This is a genomic window from Streptomyces sp. CNB091, from assembly GCF_000377965.1.
Map to the genome: position 1 here is coordinate 200,445 of NZ_KB899002.1, position 22,046 is coordinate 222,490.

The 22,046-nt window shown below is 73.0% G+C and carries 20 protein-coding genes; 9 read left to right on the plus strand and 11 right to left on the minus strand.

Annotation, left to right across the window (positions count from 1 at the left end):
- Positions 1-245 precede the first annotated feature (245 nt).
- The 3 genes from D581_RS0123240 to D581_RS0123250 form a co-directional block, all read right to left on the minus strand.
- Positions 246-1,676, minus strand: coding sequence for an MFS transporter (locus D581_RS0123240; RefSeq protein ID WP_018959593.1), 1,431 nt, complete (start codon positions 1,674-1,676; stop codon positions 246-248).
- Positions 1,676-3,121 carry a citrate:proton symporter gene (locus tag D581_RS0123245; protein WP_018959594.1) on the minus strand — a complete coding sequence of 482 codons (1,446 nt, stop codon included), beginning with the start codon at positions 3,119-3,121 and terminating at the stop codon, positions 1,676-1,678. Before D581_RS0123245 ends, D581_RS0123240 begins: the two co-directional genes overlap by 1 nt.
- A 356-nt stretch (positions 3,122-3,477) precedes the next feature.
- A complete protein-coding gene (locus D581_RS0123250; RefSeq protein WP_026290825.1) occupies positions 3,478-4,098 on the minus strand; it encodes a TetR/AcrR family transcriptional regulator in 621 nt (206 codons plus the stop codon).
- A 222-nt stretch (positions 4,099-4,320) separates the two neighbouring features.
- Here D581_RS0123250 and hmgA point away from each other — a divergent pair, with 222 nt between their 5' ends.
- The 4 genes from hmgA (at position 4,321) to D581_RS0123270 (ending at position 9,499) form a co-directional block, all read left to right on the plus strand.
- Entirely contained in the window at positions 4,321-5,640 is a 1,320-nt protein-coding gene (gene hmgA, locus D581_RS0123255) for a homogentisate 1,2-dioxygenase (RefSeq protein ID WP_018959596.1), read from the plus strand.
- A gap of 41 nt (positions 5,641-5,681) precedes the next feature.
- Positions 5,682-6,641, plus strand: a complete 960-nt coding sequence (locus D581_RS0123260) for a GntR family transcriptional regulator (RefSeq protein WP_018959597.1) — start codon at positions 5,682-5,684, stop codon at positions 6,639-6,641.
- 188 nt (positions 6,642-6,829) lie between these two features.
- Complete coding sequence (locus D581_RS0123265; RefSeq protein ID WP_018959598.1) at positions 6,830-8,107, plus strand: type ISP restriction/modification enzyme; 1,278 nt, start codon at positions 6,830-6,832, stop codon at positions 8,105-8,107.
- A 195-nt stretch (positions 8,108-8,302) separates the two neighbouring features.
- Positions 8,303-9,499, plus strand: coding sequence for a CaiB/BaiF CoA transferase family protein (locus tag D581_RS0123270; protein ID WP_018959599.1), 1,197 nt, complete (start codon positions 8,303-8,305; stop codon positions 9,497-9,499).
- Between the two features lie 44 nt (positions 9,500-9,543).
- On the opposite strand, the gene D581_RS1000000139955 is transcribed toward D581_RS0123270, so the two are convergent.
- Both D581_RS1000000139955 and D581_RS0123280 read right to left on the minus strand, forming a co-directional pair.
- Positions 9,544-9,807, minus strand: a complete 264-nt coding sequence (locus D581_RS1000000139955) for a hypothetical protein (protein WP_003970092.1) — start codon at positions 9,805-9,807, stop codon at positions 9,544-9,546.
- Positions 9,808-10,073: 266 nt separating this feature from the next.
- Positions 10,074-10,877 (minus strand): SGNH/GDSL hydrolase family protein, encoded by an 804-nt coding sequence (locus D581_RS0123280; protein WP_026290827.1) that lies wholly within the window; start codon positions 10,875-10,877, stop codon positions 10,074-10,076.
- A 236-nt stretch (positions 10,878-11,113) separates the two neighbouring features.
- On the opposite strand from D581_RS0123280, the gene D581_RS0123285 reads away from it, so the two are divergent.
- The gene (locus tag D581_RS0123285) at positions 11,114-12,208 is read left to right on the plus strand and encodes a DUF5925 domain-containing protein (RefSeq protein ID WP_018959601.1); all 1,095 of its coding nucleotides are present in this window, start codon (positions 11,114-11,116) and stop codon (positions 12,206-12,208) included.
- Between the two features lie 36 nt (positions 12,209-12,244).
- On the opposite strand, the gene D581_RS0123290 is transcribed toward D581_RS0123285, so the two are convergent.
- Complete coding sequence (locus D581_RS0123290) at positions 12,245-12,619, minus strand: GntR family transcriptional regulator (RefSeq protein ID WP_018959602.1); 375 nt, start codon at positions 12,617-12,619, stop codon at positions 12,245-12,247.
- 70 nt (positions 12,620-12,689) lie between these two features.
- On the opposite strand from D581_RS0123290, the gene D581_RS0123295 reads away from it, so the two are divergent.
- Together D581_RS0123295 and D581_RS0123300 are read left to right on the plus strand one after the other, a co-directional pair.
- The gene (locus D581_RS0123295; protein ID WP_018959603.1) at positions 12,690-13,607 is read left to right on the plus strand and encodes a GNAT family N-acetyltransferase; all 918 of its coding nucleotides are present in this window, start codon (positions 12,690-12,692) and stop codon (positions 13,605-13,607) included.
- Positions 13,591-14,100 (plus strand): ribonuclease FAU-1 family protein, encoded by a 510-nt coding sequence (locus D581_RS0123300; protein WP_018959604.1) that lies wholly within the window; start codon positions 13,591-13,593, stop codon positions 14,098-14,100. Before D581_RS0123295 ends, D581_RS0123300 begins: the two co-directional genes overlap by 17 nt.
- Positions 14,101-14,342: 242 nt before the next feature.
- On the opposite strand, the gene D581_RS01000000137605 is transcribed toward D581_RS0123300, so the two are convergent.
- From D581_RS01000000137605 to D581_RS0123320, 4 genes are read right to left on the minus strand one after another with little or no spacing between them, the layout of a single operon-like run.
- Positions 14,343-15,836: a trifunctional class I SAM-dependent methyltransferase/NUDIX hydrolase/VOC family protein gene (locus tag D581_RS01000000137605; RefSeq protein WP_078625911.1), complete on the minus strand. Its 1,494-nt coding sequence runs from the start codon at positions 15,834-15,836 to the stop codon at positions 14,343-14,345.
- A gap of 13 nt (positions 15,837-15,849) precedes the next feature.
- Positions 15,850-17,379, minus strand: a complete 1,530-nt coding sequence (locus D581_RS0123310; protein WP_018959606.1) for a tripartite tricarboxylate transporter permease — start codon at positions 17,377-17,379, stop codon at positions 15,850-15,852.
- Between the two features lie 3 nt (positions 17,380-17,382).
- Positions 17,383-17,970, minus strand: a complete 588-nt coding sequence (locus tag D581_RS0123315; RefSeq protein ID WP_018959607.1) for a tripartite tricarboxylate transporter TctB family protein — start codon at positions 17,968-17,970, stop codon at positions 17,383-17,385.
- Positions 17,967-18,950, minus strand: coding sequence for a Bug family tripartite tricarboxylate transporter substrate binding protein (locus tag D581_RS0123320; protein WP_018959608.1), 984 nt, complete (start codon positions 18,948-18,950; stop codon positions 17,967-17,969). Before D581_RS0123320 ends, D581_RS0123315 begins: the two co-directional genes overlap by 4 nt.
- 116 nt (positions 18,951-19,066) lie before the next feature.
- Between D581_RS0123320 and D581_RS0123325 the strand changes: the two genes are divergently transcribed.
- Together D581_RS0123325 and D581_RS0123330 are read left to right on the plus strand one after the other, a co-directional pair.
- Positions 19,067-19,753: a response regulator gene (locus tag D581_RS0123325; protein ID WP_026290828.1), complete on the plus strand. Its 687-nt coding sequence runs from the start codon at positions 19,067-19,069 to the stop codon at positions 19,751-19,753.
- A gap of 161 nt (positions 19,754-19,914) precedes the next feature.
- Positions 19,915-20,961, plus strand: a complete 1,047-nt coding sequence (locus D581_RS0123330) for a lytic polysaccharide monooxygenase (protein ID WP_018959610.1) — start codon at positions 19,915-19,917, stop codon at positions 20,959-20,961.
- 141 nt (positions 20,962-21,102) lie between these two features.
- On the opposite strand, the gene D581_RS0123335 is transcribed toward D581_RS0123330, so the two are convergent.
- Entirely contained in the window at positions 21,103-21,996 is an 894-nt protein-coding gene (locus D581_RS0123335) for an esterase/lipase family protein (RefSeq protein ID WP_018959611.1), read from the minus strand.
- Positions 21,997-22,046: the final 50 nt, after the last annotated feature.

Consider the following 22,046-nt stretch of genomic DNA (forward strand, 5'->3'; position numbering starts at 1 on the left):
TCCGCCCGGAGGAAGTGGTGGCATCGCGGTGGGGAGCGGCTGTGTGGGGAAGCTAGCCGACGGGGCGGGGTGTGGGAATGACTCGCGCGAAGGTTGGGGCATACGGGTCCGGTGGGGTGCCGGTTCAGCCGGGACACTCGGCCGGTTCCGTGCGATCGGCGGTACGGGCCCGCTGCCGGCCGGTTCACCTGGGGGACTCGGCCCCCTCCCGTGCGGTCGGCGGTACGGGCCCGCTGCCGGCCGGTTCAGCCGGGGTACTCGGCCCCGTTCCGTGCGGTCGGCGGTACGGGTCCGCTGCAGGCCGGGGTGTCCTGCGGTACGGCCACGGGCACCGGGTCCGGCGGGGCGGGGGCGGATTCCGTGTCCGGGGGTGCCTGTGCCGGCTCCGTGTCCGGAGATGCCTGTGCCGGCTCCGTCTCCAGGGGTGGTACCGACTCGGTGTCCGGGGACGCCCGTACCGACCCCGTGTCCAGGGGCCCCGGTGACGGCTCCGGGCGTCCGTCGCCGCGCAGGCCGAGTCCCGCCGCGCCGATCAGGCCCACGCCGAGCAGCACGAACGGGGCGGCCACTCCCACCGCGCCCGCGATCAGCCCCGCCGCGGCGGGGGCGGCGACCTGGCCGAGCCGGTTGCCGGTCAGCCGGAGGGCGAGCGCGGTGGACCGGGCCCGGTCGGGGGCGGCCCGGACCACGGTGGTCATGGACAGCGGCTGGCCGACGCCGAGGCAGAAGCCGAGGACGGCGAGCATGACGGCGAGGACCGGGACGGACACGGGGAGGGCGACGCCCGCGCAGAGGAGCCCGGCGAGCAGGCAGCTGGTGGTCAGCAGGGCCCTGCGGCCCAGCAGCCGCAGCAGCGGCGACATGACCAGCCGGCAGGCGATCGTGGCGGCGGCCCGCAGGCTCAGCAGCAGCCCGATGGTGGCCGGGGCGATGGAGCGGTGTTCGCCGACGACCGGCAGGTAGGCGGTGAGGATGTCGGTGGCGGACAGCACCGCCATGCTGATGAGGATGCCCGCGGGGACGCCGCGCGCGCCCAGGATCGCGCGGACCGGGACCTTGTCGCCGGGCCGTCCCCCGGAGCCGGCCTCCCGGCGGTGCTCGATGCGCCAGAGCGAGGCGAGGGCGACGGCGGCGACCGCGGCCGATACGAGGAGGGCGAGCGCGCTCGTACGGCCCAGGGCCCCGCCCTGCCCGGAGATGAGCACGCCCGCGGCGACCGGGCCGATGAGCTGGCCCAGCGAGGCCCCGATGGTGAAGTGCCCGAAGTTGCGGTCCTGTTCGGCGGGCGCGGACTGCCGGGCCACGATCGACTGCGCGCCGATCACGAAGCACAGGTGGCCGAGGCCCATCACCCCGCTCCAGGCGGCCATCGCGGGCAGCGAGGAGACGATGCCGCTGACCGCGCAGCCGCCGGAGATCAGGAGCACGCCGAGCGGCAGCAGGGGCGCGCAGCGGCCGTGGTCGGTGCGGCGGCCGAGCGGCACGGCGACGAACAGCGGGAGCAGGGCGTAGACCCCGGCGATGACGCCGACGGCCGTTTCGTCCGCACCCAGCGCGAGGGCCCGGTAGGAGACGGCGGGCCGCGCCATCGACACCGCCCCCTGCGCGAAGGCGAAGGCGATGACGAGGCGCAGCAGCCAGCCCCTGCCGGGCCCGGTTCGCGGTGCGCGTGTCATTACATGATGCCGAAGAGGACGCCCGCCGCGAGCACCACGAGCGAGGTGAGGACGGCCCACTTGACGGTGAAGCGGGTGTGGTCGCCGAACTCGACCTTCGCCATGCCGACGAGGACGTACACGGCGGGCACGAGCGGCGAGGACATGTGCAGGGCCTGGCCGGCCAGGGAGGCGCGCGCGATCTCCAGCGGCGAGACCCCGTGGGCCGCGCCGGCCTCGGCGAGGACGGGGAGGACGCCGAAGTAGAAGCCGTCGTTGGACATGAAGTAGGTGAGCGGCAGGCTGAGCAGGCCGGTGACGATGGCCATGTGCGGGCCCATCGCGTCGGGGACCGCGCCGACGACCCAGTCGGCCATGTTCTCGACCATGCCGGTGCCGGTGAGGACTCCGGTGAAGACGGCGGCGGCGAAGACCATGCCGGAGACGTTGAGGACGTTGTCGGCGTGCGCGGCGATCCGGGCCCGCTGGTCGGGCATGTGGGGGAAGTTGACGGTGAGCGCGAGGGCCGCTCCGAGCAGGAAGAGCACCGGGATCGGCATCAGTTCCATGATCATCGCCGTCAGCAGGGCGATGGTGAGTCCAGCGTTGAACCAGTAGAGCTTCGGGCGGAGCGTGGACCGGTTCGGGTCGAGGCCCTGGAACTCGTCGTCGTCCCCGTCCCCGTCCGCGGGGTCGGCCGCGGCGTCGCTGCCGGTGCCGGTGCCCGTACCCGTACCGCCCGCGGAGGCGGCGGCGCCCTTGCGGAGGCGGTCCTCACCGCCGGCGCCGCCCGCACCGGTGGACACGGTCTCCGGCTCCGGCTCCCGGGCGAGCGCCTCGTCGAGCGTGAGCATCCCCAGGCGCTTGCGCTCCCGGAGGCCGAGCACGTACGCCAGCACGAACACGGCGAGCAGCCCCATGGCCAGCGCCGGGATCATCGGCACGAAGATCTCGGAGGCGTCCAGCTTGAGGGCGGTGGCGGCACGGGCGGTGGGGCCGCCCCAGGGGAGGGTGTTCATGACACCGTTGGCAGTTGCCGCGACGCCGGTCATGACGACCAGGCTCATCTTCAGGCGTTTGTAGAGGGGATACATCGCCGAGACGGTGATCATGAAGGTGGTGGAGCCGTCGCCGTCCAGCGAGACGATCGCGGCGAGCACCGCCGTTCCGACGACGATGCGCATCGGGTCGGCCTGGCAGAACTTCAGGATGCCCCGGACGATCGGGTCGAACAGGCCGACGTCGATCATCACGCCGAAGTAGACGATGGCGAACATCAGCATGGCCGCGGTGGGCGCGAGGTTGCCGACGCCTTCGATGACGTAGTCGCCGAGCTGCGCTCCCTGTCCGACGGCGACACAGAACAGAGCGGGGATCAGTACCAGCGCCGCGATCGGCGACATCTTCTTCGTCATGATCAGGACCAGGAAGGTCGCGATCATGGCGAAGCCGAGGATTGTCAGCATGGGGGATACCTAACGTTCATCCTTGAACTCCCACCGGTGTCGGCGGTCCGGATGACGTTAGGGGCGTTCTCGCGGCGTTAACAAGATGTTGACGTGTGAGCAATACGAGCAAAACCCCAGGTCAACACGGTGATGCTGGAGAGCGGTTCTCACGGGGACCGGGATGGCGGTCAGTACGGCGGTGCCGGACGGCGGGCGGACCCCGCCAGGGGCGGCGCGCAAGACGCACAGGCGGCCGGACACGCGGAGCCGAAGGCTCCCCGGCCAGGGGGCGGCTCGCAAGGCGCACAGGCACACGTCCGCACCCGCGCCGGACACGCGGAGCGGCCGAAGGCTCCCCGCCAAGGGGCCCTTGTTCAGTCGAGCGTCTGGGCGAGGTAGGACCTGACCAGGGTCCGCGTCTCGGCGACGATGGCCGCGTCCCCCGACGGTTCCGTGCGGAAGGCCAGCTGGAGGAGCGCGTCGGCGGCCTCGACGCTCACCAGGATCGCCCGGGACAGGGCCTCGTCGGGCCGTCGGCCGAGGTGGCCGGCGAGCAGCGCCGCGAGCCGGTCCGCCAGCCGCCGGTTGGCGTCGTCCGCCGCGTCCTCGGCCGGGAGCGGTGGCCCGAAGTCGACGAGCGCGAAGCCGGGGACGCTCCGCTTCATCGCCAGGTACTCGTCGAGCACCGCGTCGATGGCGGCACGCCAGTCGCCGGCCGGGAGGTCCGCGAGCCGGGCCGCGATGCGGTCGGCGTAGGTGTCCAGGTTGCGGAGCGCGAGGGCGTCGACGAGCGCCCGCTTGTTGGAGAAGAACCGGTAGACGGAGCCGATGGGCACGTCGGCGCGCTCGGCGACGGCACGCGTGGTGAGCTGCTCGTAGCCGGTCTCGTCGAGGAGCCCGGCGCAGGAGTCGAGTATCCGGGCCAGCCGGTCGGCGCTGCGCTGCTGCACGGGGGCGCGGCGGAGGTTCGGGTTGACTTGGGGCACGGGCCCCATGATGCCGTGCCCCGACTCGCCCCGGCGGACCGCACCGGCCACCCGGTGGACGGCGGCGACGCCCGCCCGCAGGCCCCCTCCCCGCACCCGCGCGATGGGCGCGACACAGGCCACGAATGGCGCGATGTATGCCGTTGACGTGCCTCGCTCCTATTCCTACGGTAGTACATAGGATTCGCCGTCCGGCGGATCCGATGGCTTCTTGGGCACCGGGAGTGCGGGATGAGCGCGATCGACCAGGCGAGGAAGACGGCCGAGGGGCTGACGTATTCCTCGGGCTTCGGCAACGAGCACGCCTCGGAGGCGGTTCCCGGGGCGCTGCCGCACGGCCGCAACTCCCCCCAGCGCGCCCCGCTCGGGCTGTACGCGGAGCAGTTGAGCGGCTCCGCCTTCACCGAGCCGCGCGCGGACAACCGCCGCTCCTGGCTCTACCGGATCCGCCCCTCGGCCGCCCACCCGGCGTTCACCCGCGTCGACAACGGGGGCCTGCGCTCGGCGCCCTTCACCGAGACCGTGCCGGATCCGAACCGGCTGCGCTGGAACCCGCTGCCCGACCCCGCGCCCGGCACGGATTTCCTGAGCGGTCTGTGGACGCTCGGCGGCAACGGCGACGCCGCGCAGCGCGCGGGCATGGCGATCCACCTGTACAACGCCGACTCCTCGATGACGGACCGCGTGTTCAGCGACTCCGACGGCGAGTTGCTGATCGTCCCCGAGCGCGGCGGTCTGCTGCTGCGCACCGAACTGGGCCTGCTGCGCGCCGAGCCGGGCCATGTCGCGCTGATCCCGCGCGGGATCCGCTTCCGGGTGGAGCTGCTGGGGGAGACCGCGCGGGGATACGTCTGCGAGAACTACGGCCGCCCGTTCGCGCTGCCCGACCTCGGCCCGATCGGCGCCAACGGCCTGGCGAACGCACGGGACTTCCTCGCGCCCGTCGCCGCGTACGAGGACCACGAGGGTCCGGTGGAGGTGGTCAACAAGTTCTGCGGGAACCTCTGGTCGGCGACGTACGACCACTCGCCGCTCGACGTGGTGGCCTGGCACGGCAACCACACCCCGTACGTCTACGACCTGCGCCGGTTCAACGTGATCGGCACGATCAGCTACGACCACCCCGACCCGTCGATCTTCACGGTGCTGACCTCGCCGTCCGACACCCCGGGGCTGGCCGGGGTGGACTTCGTGGTCTTCGCCCCGCGCTGGCTGGTCGGCGAGGACACCTTCCGCCCGCCGTACTTCCACCGCAATGTGATGAGCGAGTACATGGGCCTGATCGACGGTGCTTACGACGCCAAGGCGGACGGCTTCGTCCCGGGCGGCGGCTCCCTGCACAACATGATGTCGGCGCACGGGCCGGACCGGGAGACCTTCGACCGGGCGAGCGCGGCGGAGCTGAAGCCGCAGAAGATCGACGACGGCCTGGCCTTCATGTTCGAGACCCGCTGGCCGGTCACGGCGACCGCGCAGGCGGCCGCCGCCGAACACCTCCAGCGCGGCTACGACGACGTATGGCAGGGTCTGAGCCGCAACTTCCGGCCGTAGACGGCGGAAGGCCGGAGGGTACGGGACGGAGCGGGGACGACATGACGGAGAACCAGGAGAGAGCCGGAGCGGACACCCGAAGGACCGGCGGGGACGCCACCGGCACGGCCCGGACCGGGACCGGCGGGGACACCACCGGCACGGCCCGGACCGCGACCGACGGGGACGCCACCGGCGCGGCCCGGACCGCGACCGACGGGGACGCCGCGGCCAGGGCCGGCGGGAGCGCCGAGGCGGTCCCCGCGCCGCCCTCGCCCGCCTTCGCCCCCGACTCCCTCGTCCTGAACCGGAAGCTGCCTCTCTGGTACCAGGTGTCCCAGTCCCTGCGGGCCTCCATACTGGGCCGCCCCCAGGGCGCCTCCGCCAGGCTGCCCACCGAGGAGCAGCTCGCCGCGCACTACGGGGTCAGCGTGCTCACGATGCGCCAGGCGCTCAAGGAGCTGGAGGCGGAGGGGCTGATCAGCCGGCATCGGCGGCGCGGCACGTTCATCGAGCCGCGCGCCCGGCGGGTCTCCCCGGTCCGGCTGCTGGGCTCGGTCGACGCGATCGTGGCCCAGCAGTCCGGGGAGGCGACGACCGTTCTCGGCCACGGCCCGACGGCGGTGCCCGGTGACCTCGCCGAGTTCTTCCCGGACTGCGCCGAAGTGACCTGCTACCGGCGGCTGCGCCGCGACGGGCAGAGCGACGAGCCCACCAACTGGGCGGAGAACGCGGTCCGTCCCGACATCGCCGCCCGGATCGACGTGGCCGACCTCGAACGCTGGCCGATGACCAAGGTCCTGCGCGACGTCGTCGGGGTGAGGATCTCCCGGATCACCGACACGGTCGAGGCGCGGCTCGCCGACCCCCTCACCGCCGAGCTGCTCCAGGTCCCGCTGCTCAGCCCGATCCTGCACTACACGGGCGTGACGTACGACGAGGAGGGGCGCGTCGTGGACGTGGCCCGGATCCGCTACCGGGGCGACCGGTTCTCCTTCTCCGTGACGGTGGAGGCCCACTGACCCCGCCCCACGGGCGCGCCGCCCGCCGTTACGATGCGAAAGGGTCACGGCGGACAGGGGAGGACGGGCAGGTGACAGCGCACGGGACAGCTGCGGCCGGCGGCGACGGGAACGCCCGGTCCTCGCCTCCGGGGACACCGGGGACACCACCCCGGCCTTCGGACGGGTCCCCGTCGCCGGACAGGCTGATGCCACCGGACAGGCTGACGTCACCGCACGGGCTGCTGTCGCTGGACGGCCTGCTGTCGCTGGACGAGCTGATGCCGTGGTCCGTACCGCCGCTGCGGACCGGCCGAGCCTGGGTGATCGGCCCCGACCCCGTGGCGCTCCGGGCCCGCTGGGAACGGCTGGCCGCCGCCGGCCCCGCCGAACAGGAGCGGCTGTTCGCCCCCAGCCGTTTCCGTACGCCGCACACCTCGGTCGCCGCCCTGCCCGGCCGGTCCGCCGGAACGGGCCGCTTCGCCCGGGCCCCGGGACCCTGCCCCGACCCCGTGCGCATCCTCCACGGTCCCTACGACGAACAGTGGCTGCTCCCCGACCACCGGCTCATCGACGCGGCCCGTCCGGAGCTGTGGCGGGTCGCCGACGGGCGGCAGCTCTTCGCGGTCGAGCACAACTCCGCCCCCGAGGATTCCGGGCCCGCCCTGTCCGTGACCGCACTGCTGCCCGACGGGCACTCCCCCGCCGGACGGCCCGGCCGGATCAGGCCGCTCTACCGCAGGCCCGGCGGCACGGAACCCAACCTGGCCTCCGGCCTCACGGACCTGCTGCGCGGGCGGCTCGGCGGCGCGGCGGAGCCGGACGCGTTCACCCCGGAAGCGGTGCTGGCCTGGGTCCTGGCCGCCGCCAGGCCCTCCGCCACCGGCCCGCGGGTCCCGTTGCCGGCCGACGCGGAGGTGTGGTCGTCGGGGGTGGCGCTCGGCCGGGAGCTGATGCGGCTCCAGTTGCGCGGGGCCCAGGGCGGGGAGCGGCCCCGGCTGCCGGGCGGGCGCAGGCCCTATGTGCGGGCGGCCCTCCCGGCCCGCCCCACCGAGCTGGTCCACGAGGCCGAGAGTGAGGCGCTGCTCGTCGGCGATGGCCGGATCTCGCCGGTTCCCGCGGCGGCCTGGGAGTTCACGGTGGGCGGGGTGCGGGTGCTGGAGCTCTGGTTCGGGCGCCGGGCCGCGGCGGCGACGGGCCGGGGGCCGGACGGGGCGGCCCCGGACGGTCTGGACGCGGTCGGTGCGCGCGGCTGGCCCCGGGAGTGGACCTCGGAGCTGCTCGAACTCATCACCGTGCTTGCTCTGCTGGACGGCACGGCGGGGCCCCGGAAGGAGCTGTGGGCGGCGCTGGAGGCGGGACCGCGGATCGGGCCCGCCGAGCTGCGGGCGGCCGGGGTGCTGCCGGTGCCGCCCTCGGCACGGCGTCCCGCATCGGTGCTCGGGCACCAGGAGGAGGGCCCGGAGGGGCAGTTCGCGCTGCTGTAGCGGCGGGCCGGGGACCGCGGGGCGGCCGGAGCCGGCGGAGCGGCGGGCCGGGAGGTCCGCGGGGCGGCCGGAGCCGGCGGAGCGGCGGGCCGGGAGGTCCGCGGGGCGGCCGGAGATGGCGCGAGTGGCGGGCCGGGAGGTCGGCAGGGCGGCCGGAGGTGGCACGAGTGGCGCTCAGAGGGTAAGCACGGGGGCATGAACACCTTGCCACTCCCCCTCGACGGCATCACCGTGGTGGCCGTCGAGCAAGCGGTCGCCGCCCCCTTCGCCACCCGGCAGCTCGCCGATCTCGGAGCCAGGGTCATCAAGGTGGAGCGCCCGGACGGCGGCGACTTCGCGCGCGGTTACGACACGGCGGCGCGCGGTCTCGCGTCGCACTTCGTCTGGTGCAACCGCGGCAAGGAGTCCCTCGCCGTCGACCTGAAGGACCCGCGCGGCCTCGCGGTGGTCCATGAACTCGTCGCCGGAGCCGATGTGTTCGTCCAGAACCTGGCCCAGGGGGCGGCGGCCCGGCTGGGGCTCGACGCCGCCTCGCTCTGCGCGGCGCACCCGCGCCTGGTGGCGGTCGACATCTCCGGTTACGGCGCGGTGGGACCGTACGCGCACAAGCGGGCCTACGACATGCTCGTGCAGTGCGAGGCCGGCCTGGTCTCGGTGACGGGAACGGCCGAGCAGCCGGTGAAGGCGGGTATTCCGGCGGCGGACATCGCGGCGGCGATGTACGCGTTCTCCGGGGTGCTCGCGGCGCTGCTGCGGCGGGCGTCCACCGGGCGGGGCGGTCCGGTGGAGGTCTCCATGCTGGACGCGCTGGCCGAGTGGATGGGCCACCCGCTGCACCAGGGGACGCACGGCTCCGCTCCCCCGGCGCGCACCGGTCTCGCGCACTCGGTGATCGCCCCGTACGACGCCTACGCGACGGCCGACGGGGAGCAGGTGCTGCTCTCCGTGCAGAACGACCGGGAGTGGCGGCGGCTGACGGAACAGGTGCTCGGGCGGCCCGAGTTGGCCGACGATCCGGACTTCGCGACGAACGCGGCACGGACCGCGAACCGGGAGCGGACCGACGAGGCGGTGGGCCGGGCGCTGGCGGGACTGACGGGGCGGGAGGCGCTGGCCGGTCTTGAGGCGGCGGGCATCGCCTGTGCGCGGCTGAACACGGTGGCCGATGTGGCGGCGCATCCGCAGCTCGCGGCACGGGACCGGTGGCGGGAGGTGGGGACACCGGTGGGGCCGCTGCGGGCGCTGCTGCCGCCGATCACGCTTCCGGGGAGCGAGGAGGCACGGATGGGCGCCGTACCGGCGCTGGGTGAGCACACCGATGTGCTGCTGCGAGCCCTGGGGATGACGGACGAGCAGACATCGGAGCTGCGCCGGGACGGAGTGATCGTCTGAACCGCCCCGAGCGGCGGGCCGGTCCCGACGGGCGACGCCATGGGTCAGCGGCGGCTGCCGAAGAGCGAGCGCCGCAGTCGCCGCAGCGGCGCGAAGAGCGACACGCGTGCGCTCCTGCTCCTGCGGGTGTGCGCGGCATCACGCGAGGTCAGTTCACGCATGAGCAGCGTCGCTTCCGCCGACTCGCGCTGCGGGACGACAGGGCCGCCGAGCACCGCGAGATGGCGGTCGAGGCGCGTACTGGTCGCACCGCTCCCGCATGTGATGGCAGGCACACGCGGCCTGCTTCGCACCGTTATCTGTTCCATGTCACTCCCCACCCGTACGAGGGCACCCGGTCCGGGCAGGTTAACCCTATCGTCCCGCGGTGACACTCGTGTATCCCGGCCACAGGATTACGCACACACATACGGAGGTTGACGCCTCGTTACCGAATCTGCGCGATTCCAGGGCGACTTCGGACAGTTCGAGCGGTTCGCGCGGTTCGGAGCGGTCGCCGGGCCGTCCCCCGCGCGCAGCCGCGTGGGGGGACGGCGGAGGCGGAGCACTCCGGCCGGAAGCGCCGGGGCTCCGGTCAGAGAGCGGAGTTGAGAACGGGAAGATAGCCGCCCGACTGTCCGGCGGCGGTGGGGTGGTAGGACTCGCCGATATTGAGCCAGTTCACGCTGTGCAGCCAGGCGTTGCCCGAGCAGATCTCGTGCCCGGCGAAGGTCGTCCTGACGTCGCCGAAGGTGAAGCCGTGGTCCGCCGCCCGCTTGGCGGTGGCGGTGTTGAGGTGGTCGGAGGCCCCGTTGATGGCGGAGCGCTCCTTCTCGCTCAGACCGGCGATGCAGCCGCCGCCGAGTTGGTAGAAGCGGGGGTAGCCGAGGACGACGACCTGTGCGGAGGGGGCCTTGGAGCGGATGGCGGTGTACACGGAGTCGAGCCTGCCGGGCAGGGTGGAGTCGACATAGGCGCGGGCGGTGGCGACGCGGTTGAGGCAGGTGGCCTCGGACTGCAGGACACAGGTCGTCATGACGTCGGCGAAACCCGCGTCGTTGCCGCCGATGGAGATCGAGACGAGGTCGGTCGAGGCGTTCAGGCGACCGAGCTGACTGCTCGTGACGTCTCCGGTCCGGGCGCCGGAACAGGCGGCGAAGTCGAACGAGGAGGGGGAGTTGGCGGCCGCCCAGAGGGCGGGGTAGGCGCGGCTGCTGCGCTTGCAGCTGGAGCCGTCGTAGCTGCCGGCCCCGACACCGGAGGAGTACGAGTCACCGAGGGCGACGTAGTCGACGGCCGCGGCGGACGAGTCGGCGTTCGCGATCCCCGCGCCGGTGAGGGCGAGGGCGGCGCCGAGCAGGAGCGAGGACGAGAACGCCACGAGTCTGGACATTTTCATGGGACCTCCTTGAGCAGGGGATATCTGCCTACTCCGTAGTAGCAGCCCACACACCGCACTGGAAGTGTTCATGCCAAAAATAGGCGTGGAGTGCTTCCGTCCGCCCCCGTTCGTTCAACGGGCGCTCCTTGACGCCCCGCTGTCGCCCCGTCGGTTTCCGGGCGCGCCGCCGGCCCGGCACGCGAGCCCGCTAAACCCGGGTGCACGGGGGCAACCGGTGCCGGATCATGGGCGCCATGCCTGACTCCCCCGAATCCGCACTGCCGATCCGGCTCACCGTCGACGACAGCGATTCACCGTCCGACGTCGTCGACGCGCTCTTCCTCGGCCGCTTCGTGACGGGCGAGCAGCCGTACGCGCACAGTTCCTCCCTCGACCGGGTCAGGGCCGGGGCGACGCTGCTGCCGCCGGACGCCACCGTGCTGCGGGCAGCCCGCGACGACGACCGCAGCGCGACGCTCGCGGAGGGCGAGGGCTGGACCCTGCTGGCGTCCCGGTGGAACCGCGGCGCGGACGTCACCGTCACCGCGACCAGCGACGAACTGGCGGAGAAGGTCCTCGGCCAGGCCACCGAGGGGGCGCAGGACGAGCCGGAGCCCCACCCCGACAACGTGACCATGGGCTTCTGGTACGTCTCGCCGCGCCGCGGTCCGTACCGCACCACCCGCCGGATCGCCGCCGGAAGCTGGGACGAGGTCCGCCCCAACTACACCGCGCCGGTGGCCGAGGCGATGGGCCGGCTGATGAAGGTGACGCCGGACGACATCGCGGGCCGGCTCCTCCTGCTGCACGGCCCGCCCGGCACCGGCAAGACGTCCGCGCTGCGCACCCTGGCCCGTTCCTGGCGCGACTGGTGCCAGGTCGACTGTGTGCTGGACCCCGAGCGGCTCTTCAACGACGTCGGCTATCTCATGGACATCGCGATCGGCGAGGACGACGGCACGGCGAAGGGGCGGTGGCGGCTGCTGCTCCTGGAGGACTGCGACGAGCTGATCCGCGGCGAGGCCAAGCACACGGCGGGCCAGGCCCTGTCCCGGCTGCTGAACCTGACGGACGGCCTGCTGGGCCAGGGCCGCAACGTGCTGGTGGGGGTGACGACCAATGAGGACCTGGAGCGGCTGCACCCGGCGGTCGTGCGCCCCGGACGCTGTCTGGCCAGGATCGAGGTCGGACCGTTGACCCGTCAGGAGTCGGCGGCCTGGCTGGGCACGGACGAAGGGGTGAGCCGGGAGGGCAACTCCCTCGCCGAGCTGTACGCGCTGCGCCGGGGCATCGGCCCCGCGTCCGTACCGAAGCAGGACGCGGGGCCGGACGCGGGGCTGTATCTGTGACAGCCGGCCGACCGCTGCGGATACCCGCGTGCCGCTTCAGTCCCCGTACGCCGCGCGCACCGCGTCCTTGGCCAGTGCCAGGGCCTGCTGCCGGGTGAGGCCGAGCCGCTCGGCGGTCTCGGCGTACAGCCGCGCGGCGCTCGCCGCCCGCTGTTCGGCCGCTCCCCCGGCGGCCGCGACGAAGGTTCCGTTGCGTCCCCGGGTCTCGATCACCCCGTCCGCCTCCAGGGCCCGGTAGGCCTTGGCGACGGTGTTGGCGGCGAGGCCCAGTTCCTCGGCGAAGCCGCGTACGGTCGGGAGCCGGTGGCCGACGGGCAGCGCGCCGGAACGGGCCAGTTCGGAGAGCTGGGTGCGCAGTTGCTCGTACGGCGCGATGCCGGAGTCCGGGTCGAGGACGATCTTGTCAGTCACGGGCCGATTCTCCCCCACCGGCGAAAAAAGGGGAGGCGTTCGGGGCGCGGCTGCGCATACGGTCCACCGCATGACTGTGATCGTGCGCGATTTCCGGCCGTCCGACGCGGAGGCGTGGACCCAGGCCCGGCGGGCCTCGGTCCCCTGGATGGTGGCCACCCCCGAACAGATCGTCCACGACCTGGCCCACGCCCATCCGGACCGGCACTACCGGCTGCTGGTCGCCGAGGAGGACGGCGAGATCATCGCCACGGCGCAGGCGGGCATCGCCCACGAGAGTCCGGAGCCGGGGCAGGGGTACTTCACCCCGCAGACGCTTCCGGGCCGGACGAACCGCGGCGCGGGCTCGCTGCTGCTGCGCACGGCTGAGGAGCACCTGGCCGAGGTCGGGGCCACCGTCCTGTACGCATGGGTCCTGGACAACGCGGAGAGCCTGAAGTTCGCCCGTAAGCGGGGTTACCGGCCCAGCCGCTCCGCGCACTTCCAGCGTCTCGACCTCGCGGGCGGGACCCTGCCGCCGCGCCAGGAGCTCCCGGCAGGCGTCGAGCTGCGTCCCGGCTCCGACTTCGCCGACGATCCCCGGCCCCTGTTCGAGGCGGACGCCGAGGTGACGGCCGACGAGCCGGGCGACATCACCTCCGAGCTGGACGACTACGAGGACTGGCTGACGAGCGTCTGGCACCACCCGGCCTTCGACCAGGGGCTCACCTCGGTGGTGCTGGTGGACGGGAAGGTGGCGGCGTTCAGCGCGGCCACCACCGACGGCGCGCGGACGTATCTGAGCTCCATGACCGGCACCCTGCGGGACTTCCGGGGGCGGGGTCTGGCGAAGCTCGCGAAGAACGACTCGCTGCACCGGGCCCGGGCCGCCGGATACACGGACGCGTACACCTCCAACGACACCGGCAACGGCCCGATGCTGGCCGTCAACCAGTGGTTCGGCTACCAGGTCTGCGCGACGGAGGTCCGCCATGTCCGCACCCTCTGAGGCCCGCGCGGGCCGTACGAAGGGCCTCGTCGTCGCCCTGTCCAAGGCGGGCCGCACCAAGATCAGGTATCCGGCTGAGCTGGTCCGGGACGACGGCGTCCGCGTCACCGTCCGGGCGCCCTGGGCCGCCCCCGGGGTGCGGGACTTCGGCTTCGACCGGTTCGAGCCGGGCGACGTCCTCACCGAGCACTACTGGCGGGACCGGTGGTTCGCGGTGAAGGAGGTCCGCACCGGCGACGGCCGGCTCAAGGGCTGGTACTGCGACATCACCCGGCCCGCCGTGCTGGCGGACGGGGTGCTGGCGGTCGAGGACCTGGACCTGGACCTGTGGGTCTCGGCCGACGGCGCTTCGGTCCTGCGGCTGGACGAGGACGAGTTCGAGGAGAGCGGTCTGGCCGGGCGCGATCCGGCGGCGGCCGGGGCTGCGGTCCGAGCCCTGGACGACCTGGAACGTCTGGCCCGGACGGAGGGGCTGCCCGCCCTGCTCAGCTGAACGGCCCCGGCGGCGACGGCGGGCGGGGAGCTCGCACGGACCGCCGGGCGCGGCTTTCGTACGGACCGCGGCGGGGGCGTGTACGGAACCGCCGGGTGCGGCTTCGTGCGGACCGCGGCGGGGAGCCTGCACGGAACCCCCCGGCGCGGCTTTCGTACGGACTGCCGGGCGGGGGGCGCACGGACCGCCGGGTGCGGCTTCGTACAGGCCGTCCGGCGGGGGGCGTACGGCCCGCGGGCGGCTCAGGGGCGGGGCCGGGAGTCGGCGACCAGCTCCACCTCGTACCCCGCCGGATCCTCCAGATAGGCGGCGTGATGCCCCTCGCCGCCCGCGTACGGATGGCGGTCGGGGAACAGCAGCCGCCAGCCGTACGCCGGGGCCTCGGCGACCAGGGCGTCGAGGGCGGCCCGGTCCGCGACGTGGAACGCCAGGTGGTTGAGGCCGGGGCGCAGGCGGTCGTGGTCGCCGGCGGCCAGGTCGGGCGACCGCTCCACCACGACGTACGTGTCACCGCGCCGCCAGCTGCGGCCGTGGGTCCAGCGCTGGTACGGCACATGGCCGAGCCGGCCCAGCAGCCAGCCCCAGCCGCGCTCCGCCTCCGCCAGGTCCGCCACCCACAGCTCGATGTGGTGCACCCGCCCGGTGACCTCTCCGGCGGCGGGCAGCGGGACGGCGCGGCCGGCGCCGCCGGGAACGTACGCGATCGGCTCCCCGTCCCGGTGCCAGTGGATCATGAAGTGCTCGCCCGCCCGGTAACCGTCCAGGCCGGCACGGCAGTACGCGACCATGTCGTCCGGCAGGGCGGCCAGCGGGAACCAGTCCAGCTCGGAGCACTTCTCCGGCTCCGCGTTGCGCGGCGGGCGGGCCGGGTCGTGCTCCGCGACGAAGAACCAGCCCATGCGCGCCCCGCCGCCGGGGCCCCGGTGCTGCATCACGAGGGCCACCTTCAGCTCCTCGGGCTCCAGATCGAGGCCGATCTCCTCGGCGGCCTCCCTGATCATCGCCTCGCGGACGTCCTCGCCGTCCTCCGCGTGGCCGGAGGGCATGTGGAGCAGTCCGTCCGCGTACCCCGTGTCGGAGCGGCGGGCCAGCAGGACGTCCGGGCCGCGACGCAGGATCAGGTGGACGTCGACGACCTCGGTGTGCCGGTGCGGCGGCATCGCGCGGGCGACCAGCGCATAGCGCTCGTCGTCGACCTTCTTCCCCCAGAGCCGGGAGTCGGGGGCCAGGTCCTCGTGGTGGATGCGCTCGGTGTGCGCGGAGAGCAGGGCGGTGAGCGCGGTCGCGGACAGGCCGGCGCCGCCCCACACCCCTTCGATGAGAACGAGCCGCCCGCCCGGCTTCAGCAGGCCGAACCAGTGCTCCAGGGCCGCCGCGGGGTCGGGCAGCAGCCAGACGACGTGCCGGGCCACGACGACGTCGAACACCCGCTCCCCGACCGGGGGCCGGGCGGCGTCCCCGACGAGGACCTCCGCGCCGGTCCCCGCGAGCTTGGCACGGGCCCGGTCGGCCATGCGGGGCGAGCGGTCGACGGCGGTGACACGGTGGCCCTGGCCGGCGGCGAGCAGGGAGAGACTGCCGGTGCCGCACCCCAGGTCCAGCACGTCGGCACGGGTGCCGGGCAGCCAGCTCTCCAGCCGCCCGGCCCAGGCGTCGCGCACCGCGGGGTCGAGGAGCCCGTGGTCGGGCTCCTCGTCGAAGGATCCGGCAGCCGCGTCCCAGTCGATCGTGGTCATGGAGCCGATGCTCTCAGCCGCCACTGACAGTGCGGGACTCCTCTGCCGTTTTCCTGCCGCCGCGCAGCCGGACGATCAGCCGGCTGATCAGCGGCCACGCCACGATCAGCACCACGATCGCGTAGACCGTGACGGAGAACGGGGTGTTGACCAGGCCGGACACGCTCCCGTCGCTGATCTGGAGCGCGCGGCGCAGCTGCTGTTCGGCGGCCGGGCCGAGGATCACCCCGATGACGGCGGGCAGCACCGGCAGTCCGTAGCGCCGCATCCCGAACCCGATCAGCCCGATGATCAGGAGGATCACCAGGTCGAGGGACTCGCCGCCGACCGCGTACGCGCCGACGGCGGCGAAGAAGAGGATGCCCGCGTACAGGTAGGGGCGCGGGATCCGCAGGAGCTTCGCCCAGACGGGGGCGAGCGGCAGGTTGAGGGCGAGCAGCAGCACCATGCCGACGAAGAGCGAGGCGATGAGGCCCCAGACCAGCTCCGGTTCGCGTTCGAACAACAGGGGGCCGGGCTGGATCCCGTACTGCTGGAAGGCGGCCAGCATCACGGCGGCGACGGCGGTGGTGGGCAGACCGAGCGTGAGCATCGAGACGAGGGTTCCGGCGGCGGAGGCGGAGGCGGCGGCCTCCGGTCCCGCGACGCCTTCGATGGCCCCCTTGCCGAACTGGTCACGGTGTTTGGAGAGCCGCTTCTCGGTGACGTAACTGAGGAAGGTGGGGATCTCCGCGCCGCCCGCCGGGATCGCCCCGAAGGGGAAGCCGATGACGGGACCGCGCAGCCAGGGCTTCCAGGTGCGCTTCAGGTCGGCGCGGCCGAGCCACGGTCTGCCGACGGGGATCGGCTTTCCGGTGGAGCGGCGCAGGTGGGCGGCGACCCAGAGCGCTTCGCCGATCGCGAAGAGTCCGACCGCGACGATGACCACGTCGACGCCGTCGGCCAGTTGGAGCGAGCCGAAGGTCAGGCGCTGCTGGCCGGTCATCTGGTCGAGGCCGACCAGTCCGATGGTGAGGCCGATGAGGAGCGAGGCGATGCCGCGGATGCGGGAGGCGCCGAGGACGGAGGTGACGGCGATGAAGGCCAGCACCATGATGGCGAAGTAGTCGGGGGCGCCGATGCCGATGGCGAGGGAGGCGACGGTCGGGGCGAGGACGACCAGCAGGATCGTGCCGATCATGCCGCCCGCGAAGTGACCGATCGCGGCGGCGGCGAGAGCCTGCGCTCCGCGTCCGCCCTTCGCCATCGGGTTGCCCTCGATCGCGGCGACCACGGCCGCGCTCTCCCCGGGGGTGTTGAGGAGGATCGAGGTGGTGGAGCCGCCGAACATCGCGCCGTAGTAGATCCCGGCGAACATGATGAACGCGCCGGTCGGGTCGAGTCCGTACGTCACCGGGAGCAGCAGCGCCACGGCCATCGCCGGGCCGATGCCGGGGAGCACGCCGATCGCGGTCCCGAGCAGGACGCCGATCGCGGCCCACAGCAGGTTCATCGGGGTGAGCGCGGTACCGAAGCCGTCGATGAGGGAGTTGAGGGAATCCATCGGTCAGAGCACCCCCATCAGCGGGCCGCCCGGAAGGGGGACACCGAGCAGGTTGTCGAAGATGAAATAGGTGGCGAGGGAGATGCCGGCCGCGATGAGCGGGTCCCGGCCGTGGTGCCGGCTGCCGAGCGCGTAGGCGGAGCCCCAGAAGAGCAGCGCCCCGGCGATCGGGAAGCCCAGGGGGCCGATCAGGACGGCTGCGCCGAGGAAGACCCCGGTGAGCAGGAGGACGGTGCGCCAGTCGGCCGGTTCGTCGAGGTCGACGTCCTCGCCGCCCTCCGCCTCGCCCCGGCCGCCGCGCAGGACGTCGCCGGCGAGCAGGACGGAGATGAGGAGGAACAGACCGCCGATGACGAAGGGGACCGTCCGGGGGCCGACGGGACCGCGCTGGGCGATGTCGACGCTCATGGTGAACGCGTCGGTGAGAACGAGCACGCCGAGCGCGAACAGCAGGACGCAGACGCCGAGTTCGGAGTGCTCGCGCAGCCAGGTGAGGGTGGTGTTCCCCTCCGGTGCGGCTTCGGCGCTCGCCTGCGCCCCGGGGCTGGGGGTTTGGATGGGTCCGGTGGGTCCGGTGGGTCCGGTGGTCACAGCCCCAGCTCCTTGAGAACGGTGGCGACGCGCTGGTTCTGCTCGTCGAGGAAGTCGCCGAAGGGTTCGCCGATGAGGAGTGCGTCGTCCCAGCCGTTCTTCTTCATCGACTCCTTCCACTGCTTCGTGCCGTGGAGTTCGCGGATGAGGCCGGTGAGCTTGTCGCGTTCGGCCGGCGAGAGGCCGGGCGGGGCGACGACGCCGCGCCAGTTGGTGAACTCGGTGTCGAGGCCGGCTTCGCGCAGGGTGGGGGCGTCGAGGCCAGGTACCCGCTTCGGACCGGTCACGGCGAGCAGGCGCAGCTCGCCCGCCTCGATCTGGTCGCGGTACTCGCCGAGGCCGGAGACCCCGAAGCCGACCTTGTTGCCGAGGATGGAGGCGAGGAGTTCGCCGCCGCCGTCGAACGGGATGTAGTTGACCGTCTTCGGGGCGATGCCGGCCGCCTGTGCCATGAGCATCGGGGCGAGGTGGTCCGGGCCGCCGGGCGAGGAGCCGCCGCCGACCGGGACGCCGGCCGGGTCCTTCTTCCAGGCGGCGAGCAGGTCGGCGATGGTCCGGTACGGGGAGTCCTTGGAGACGACGACGATGTCCGGCTCCTCGGTGAGCCGGGCGATCGGGGTGGTGTCGGCCAGCGTGCTCGGGGACTTGTTGGTGTGGACGGCTCCGACGACGCCGAGCCCCATGGAGAGCGCGAGCTTGCCGTTGCCGTGCTCGCCGACGAGCCGGGTGAGGCCGACCGTTCCGCCGGCGCCCGGCAGGTTGAACACCTCGATGTTGTGGGTGAGTCCGGCGTCCTCGGCGTTCTTGGCGAGGGTGCGCGCGGTGATGTCGTAACCGCCGCCGGGAGTGTTGGGGACCATGAAGCGGAGCCCGGGAATCTGGGTGCCGGTGTCGGAACCGTCACCGGTGGACAGCAGGGGTGGCCCGACCACCACCAGCAACGCGGCCCCGAAGAGGGCGAGGAGAGTGCGCAGTCGCACAGGTTCCGCCTTTCAACTGTGAAGTGGCCCACATGTTGCCTGCGCGTTAAGAAGCTGTCTCTCTTCCGGTATCAACGGACGTTGTGGTCATTGCGGTCGCCGCCTAGCGTGGCGGCGTGACAACTGTGCTGGTGGTGGACGACGACTTCATGGTCGCGAAGCTGCACAGCCGCTATGTGTCCGCTATGGACGGCTTCGCGGTCGTCGGGGTGGCGCACAACGGTGCCGACGCCTTGCGGGCGGCCGAGCGGCTGCGCCCCGATCTGGTGCTGCTGGACATCTATCTGCCCGATATGGACGGGATCGGGGTGCTGCGCGCCTTGCGTGCGGCGGAGGAGCGGGACGCCTCGCGCCCCAGCGCGGACGCCCTGTTCATCACGGCGGCCCGGGACGCGGGGGTGATCCGGGCCGCGCTGCGGGCGGGGGCCCTGCACTATCTGATCAAGCCGTTCAGCCGGTCCGCGCTCCAGGAGCAGATGCGCCACGTCGCCTCGCTGCGCACCCGCCTGGACAGGCTGGGAGAGGCCCGCCAGGAGGACGTCGACCAGATCTTCGGCACCCGCCCGCCCGGCTCGCGCGAGCTGCCGAAGGGCCTGGCCGCCCCCACGGCCGACCTGGTGGAACGCACCCTGCGCGACCACCCCGAGGGCCTGTCCGCTTCGGAGTGCGCCGAGGTGGGAGCACTGTCCCGGGTGAGCGCGCGCCGCTACCTGGAGCACTTCACGGCGACGGGCCGGGCCGAGGTGACCCTGCGCTACGGAGGCACGGGGCGGCCGGAGCGGCGGTACCGGTGGACGGGGTGAGGCGGCGGGGGCCGCGGCTACCTGAGCCCCTGCCTAACCCTTCCTTAACGCGATCATAAGGATCACCACTACCCCCTCCCATCAGGCATTTTCGACCTTCCGAGCGGCTAGCTTGCTGAGCGCCACCCTCACAGCTGTGCTGTTTCGAAGGAGATCCATCCATGACCGTTCGTCGCAAGGCCGCCGGTGTTCTCGCCCTCGGTTTCGCACCGCTCGCACTGGCCGGGCTGGCCTCCGCCCCGGCCGTCGCGCACGGTTCGCTCACCGACCCGGTGAGCCGGGTGTCCGCGTGCTTCGCCGAGGGGCCCGAGAGCCCGACGTCGGCGGCGTGCCGGGCGGCGGTCGCGGCCAGCGGGACGCAGGCGCTGTACGACTGGAACGGGGTGAACATCGCCAACGCGGCGGGCAAGCACCGTGAGTTGATCCCGGACGGCAAGCTGTGCAGCGCGGCCAACGACAAGTTCAGGGGACTGGACCTCCCGCGCGCCGACTGGCCGGCCACCGCGATGTCCGCGGGCGAGCACACCTTCCGGTTCCGCGCGACGGCCCCGCACCGGGGATCGTTCGAGCTGTACCTCACCAAGCCCGGTTACGACCCCACGAAGCCGCTGGCCTGGTCGGACCTGGAGGCGAAGCCCTTCGCCGAGGCCACCGACCCGGCGCTGGAGAACGGTTCGTACGTCTTCGACGGGACGGTCCCCGAGCGCTCGGGGCGGCAGCTGGTCTACACGGTCTGGCAGCGCTCCGACTCCCCCGAGGCGTTCTACGCCTGCTCCGACGTGACGTTCGGCGGCGCTTCGGCCGGCGGTGGAGCGGAGAAGGAGGAGGGGCAGCAGGGTTCCGGTGGTGACTCCGGTGCCGAGGCCCCGGCGGCGGAGCCCTCCGCGCCGTCCGAGGACGCCATCGCCGAGGGTTCCGAGAAGTCGTCGGTCGAGCACAACGGCCACGGGGACGACGACGCGAACACCGGGGCGAAGGCCACCGCCGCCGCCCCGGCCGCCCCGGCCGCCCCGGCCAAGAAGGCTGAGGGCAACACCCCGGAGGTCAACGCGGCGGGCTCCGACGAGGTGCTGGCCGAGACGGGCGGTTCCAGCAGCAGCACGTATCTGGCGATCGGGGGCGCGGGAGTCCTCGCCGCCGGTGCGGCCGTGCTGTTCACCTCGCAGCGCCGACGGGCCGCCGCCGCTGCGGGCCGCCACAGCCGCTGACCGCCGCAGCACCCCTCCCCCCCATACCCCCCTACCCCTGCCGCGTCCCTCCGGGACGTCGGGCGCGGCAGGACGTGACGGGCCGGGGTCCACCGTCCGCACCGTCGGACGCCGGGCCCCGGCCCGTCGTCACGCAAGGGGTCAGCCGATGACCGAGGCGCAGGTGGTCGGGGTGGCACGTGCCGGGTCGAGGGCGTTGGCCACTTCGTGGAAGGCGATGCGGTCGACGGTCCCGATCGCCACGTGCTCGGACAGGTCGAGCGGGCACAGGTCCTGGAGCAGCACGTTGCGTACGTTCGGCCCGTCCAGGTACTGCGTGCGGTACGGGGTCACGACCTGGTCGTACTGGGTCGCGATGACGGTGTAGCGGACGCCGGGGACGGTGTCACCGCCCGCTGTGAGCTTGGTGATGAAGGGCGATCCCGCGATCTGGTCGGCGAGTCCGGGGGTCTTGTCGCCGATGAACCTCTCGACGCCGGGGAAGAACGGCAGCAGCTTGGTGAGGCCGAGCAGCGTGGTGCCGTGGTTGTCCGGGGCGATGCCGACGAGGGCGTTGACCTTGTCGGCGCCGCCGAGGAACTTCAGGTAGTAGTTCGGCATCATGCCGCCCTGCGAGTGGCCGACGAGGTCGGCCTTCGGGGCTCCGGTGGCGTCGAGGACCTTGTCGACGAACACGTCGAGCTGTTCGGCGGACTTGTCGATGGGGCCGAGGCCGTGGAAGAAGGGCACGCCGGGGAGCTGTCCGTAGTCGAGGGAGAAGACGCAGTAGCCCCGGTTGACCAGGTAGGGGGCGAGGACCAGCCAGTTGTCGATCGAGTTCCCGAAGGTTCCGTGGACCAGGACGACGGGGCGGGGATGGGCGGCGGAGGGCTTGCAGGAGTAGTCGTTCCAGCCACGCGAAGTGGCCTCGGCGGCGGCCGGGGTCGCCGCGGTCGCGGTCGCCGTGGGGGCGACGAGAACGGTGAGGGCGAGGAGCAGGGCGGCGAACAGACTGCGCGTGCGGGGAACGCGCGCGGCACGGATCCAGGGCAGCATCGTGTGGTCTCCTTGCGGCTCAAGGGAGGTGCGATGGCGGTGCGCCCTGT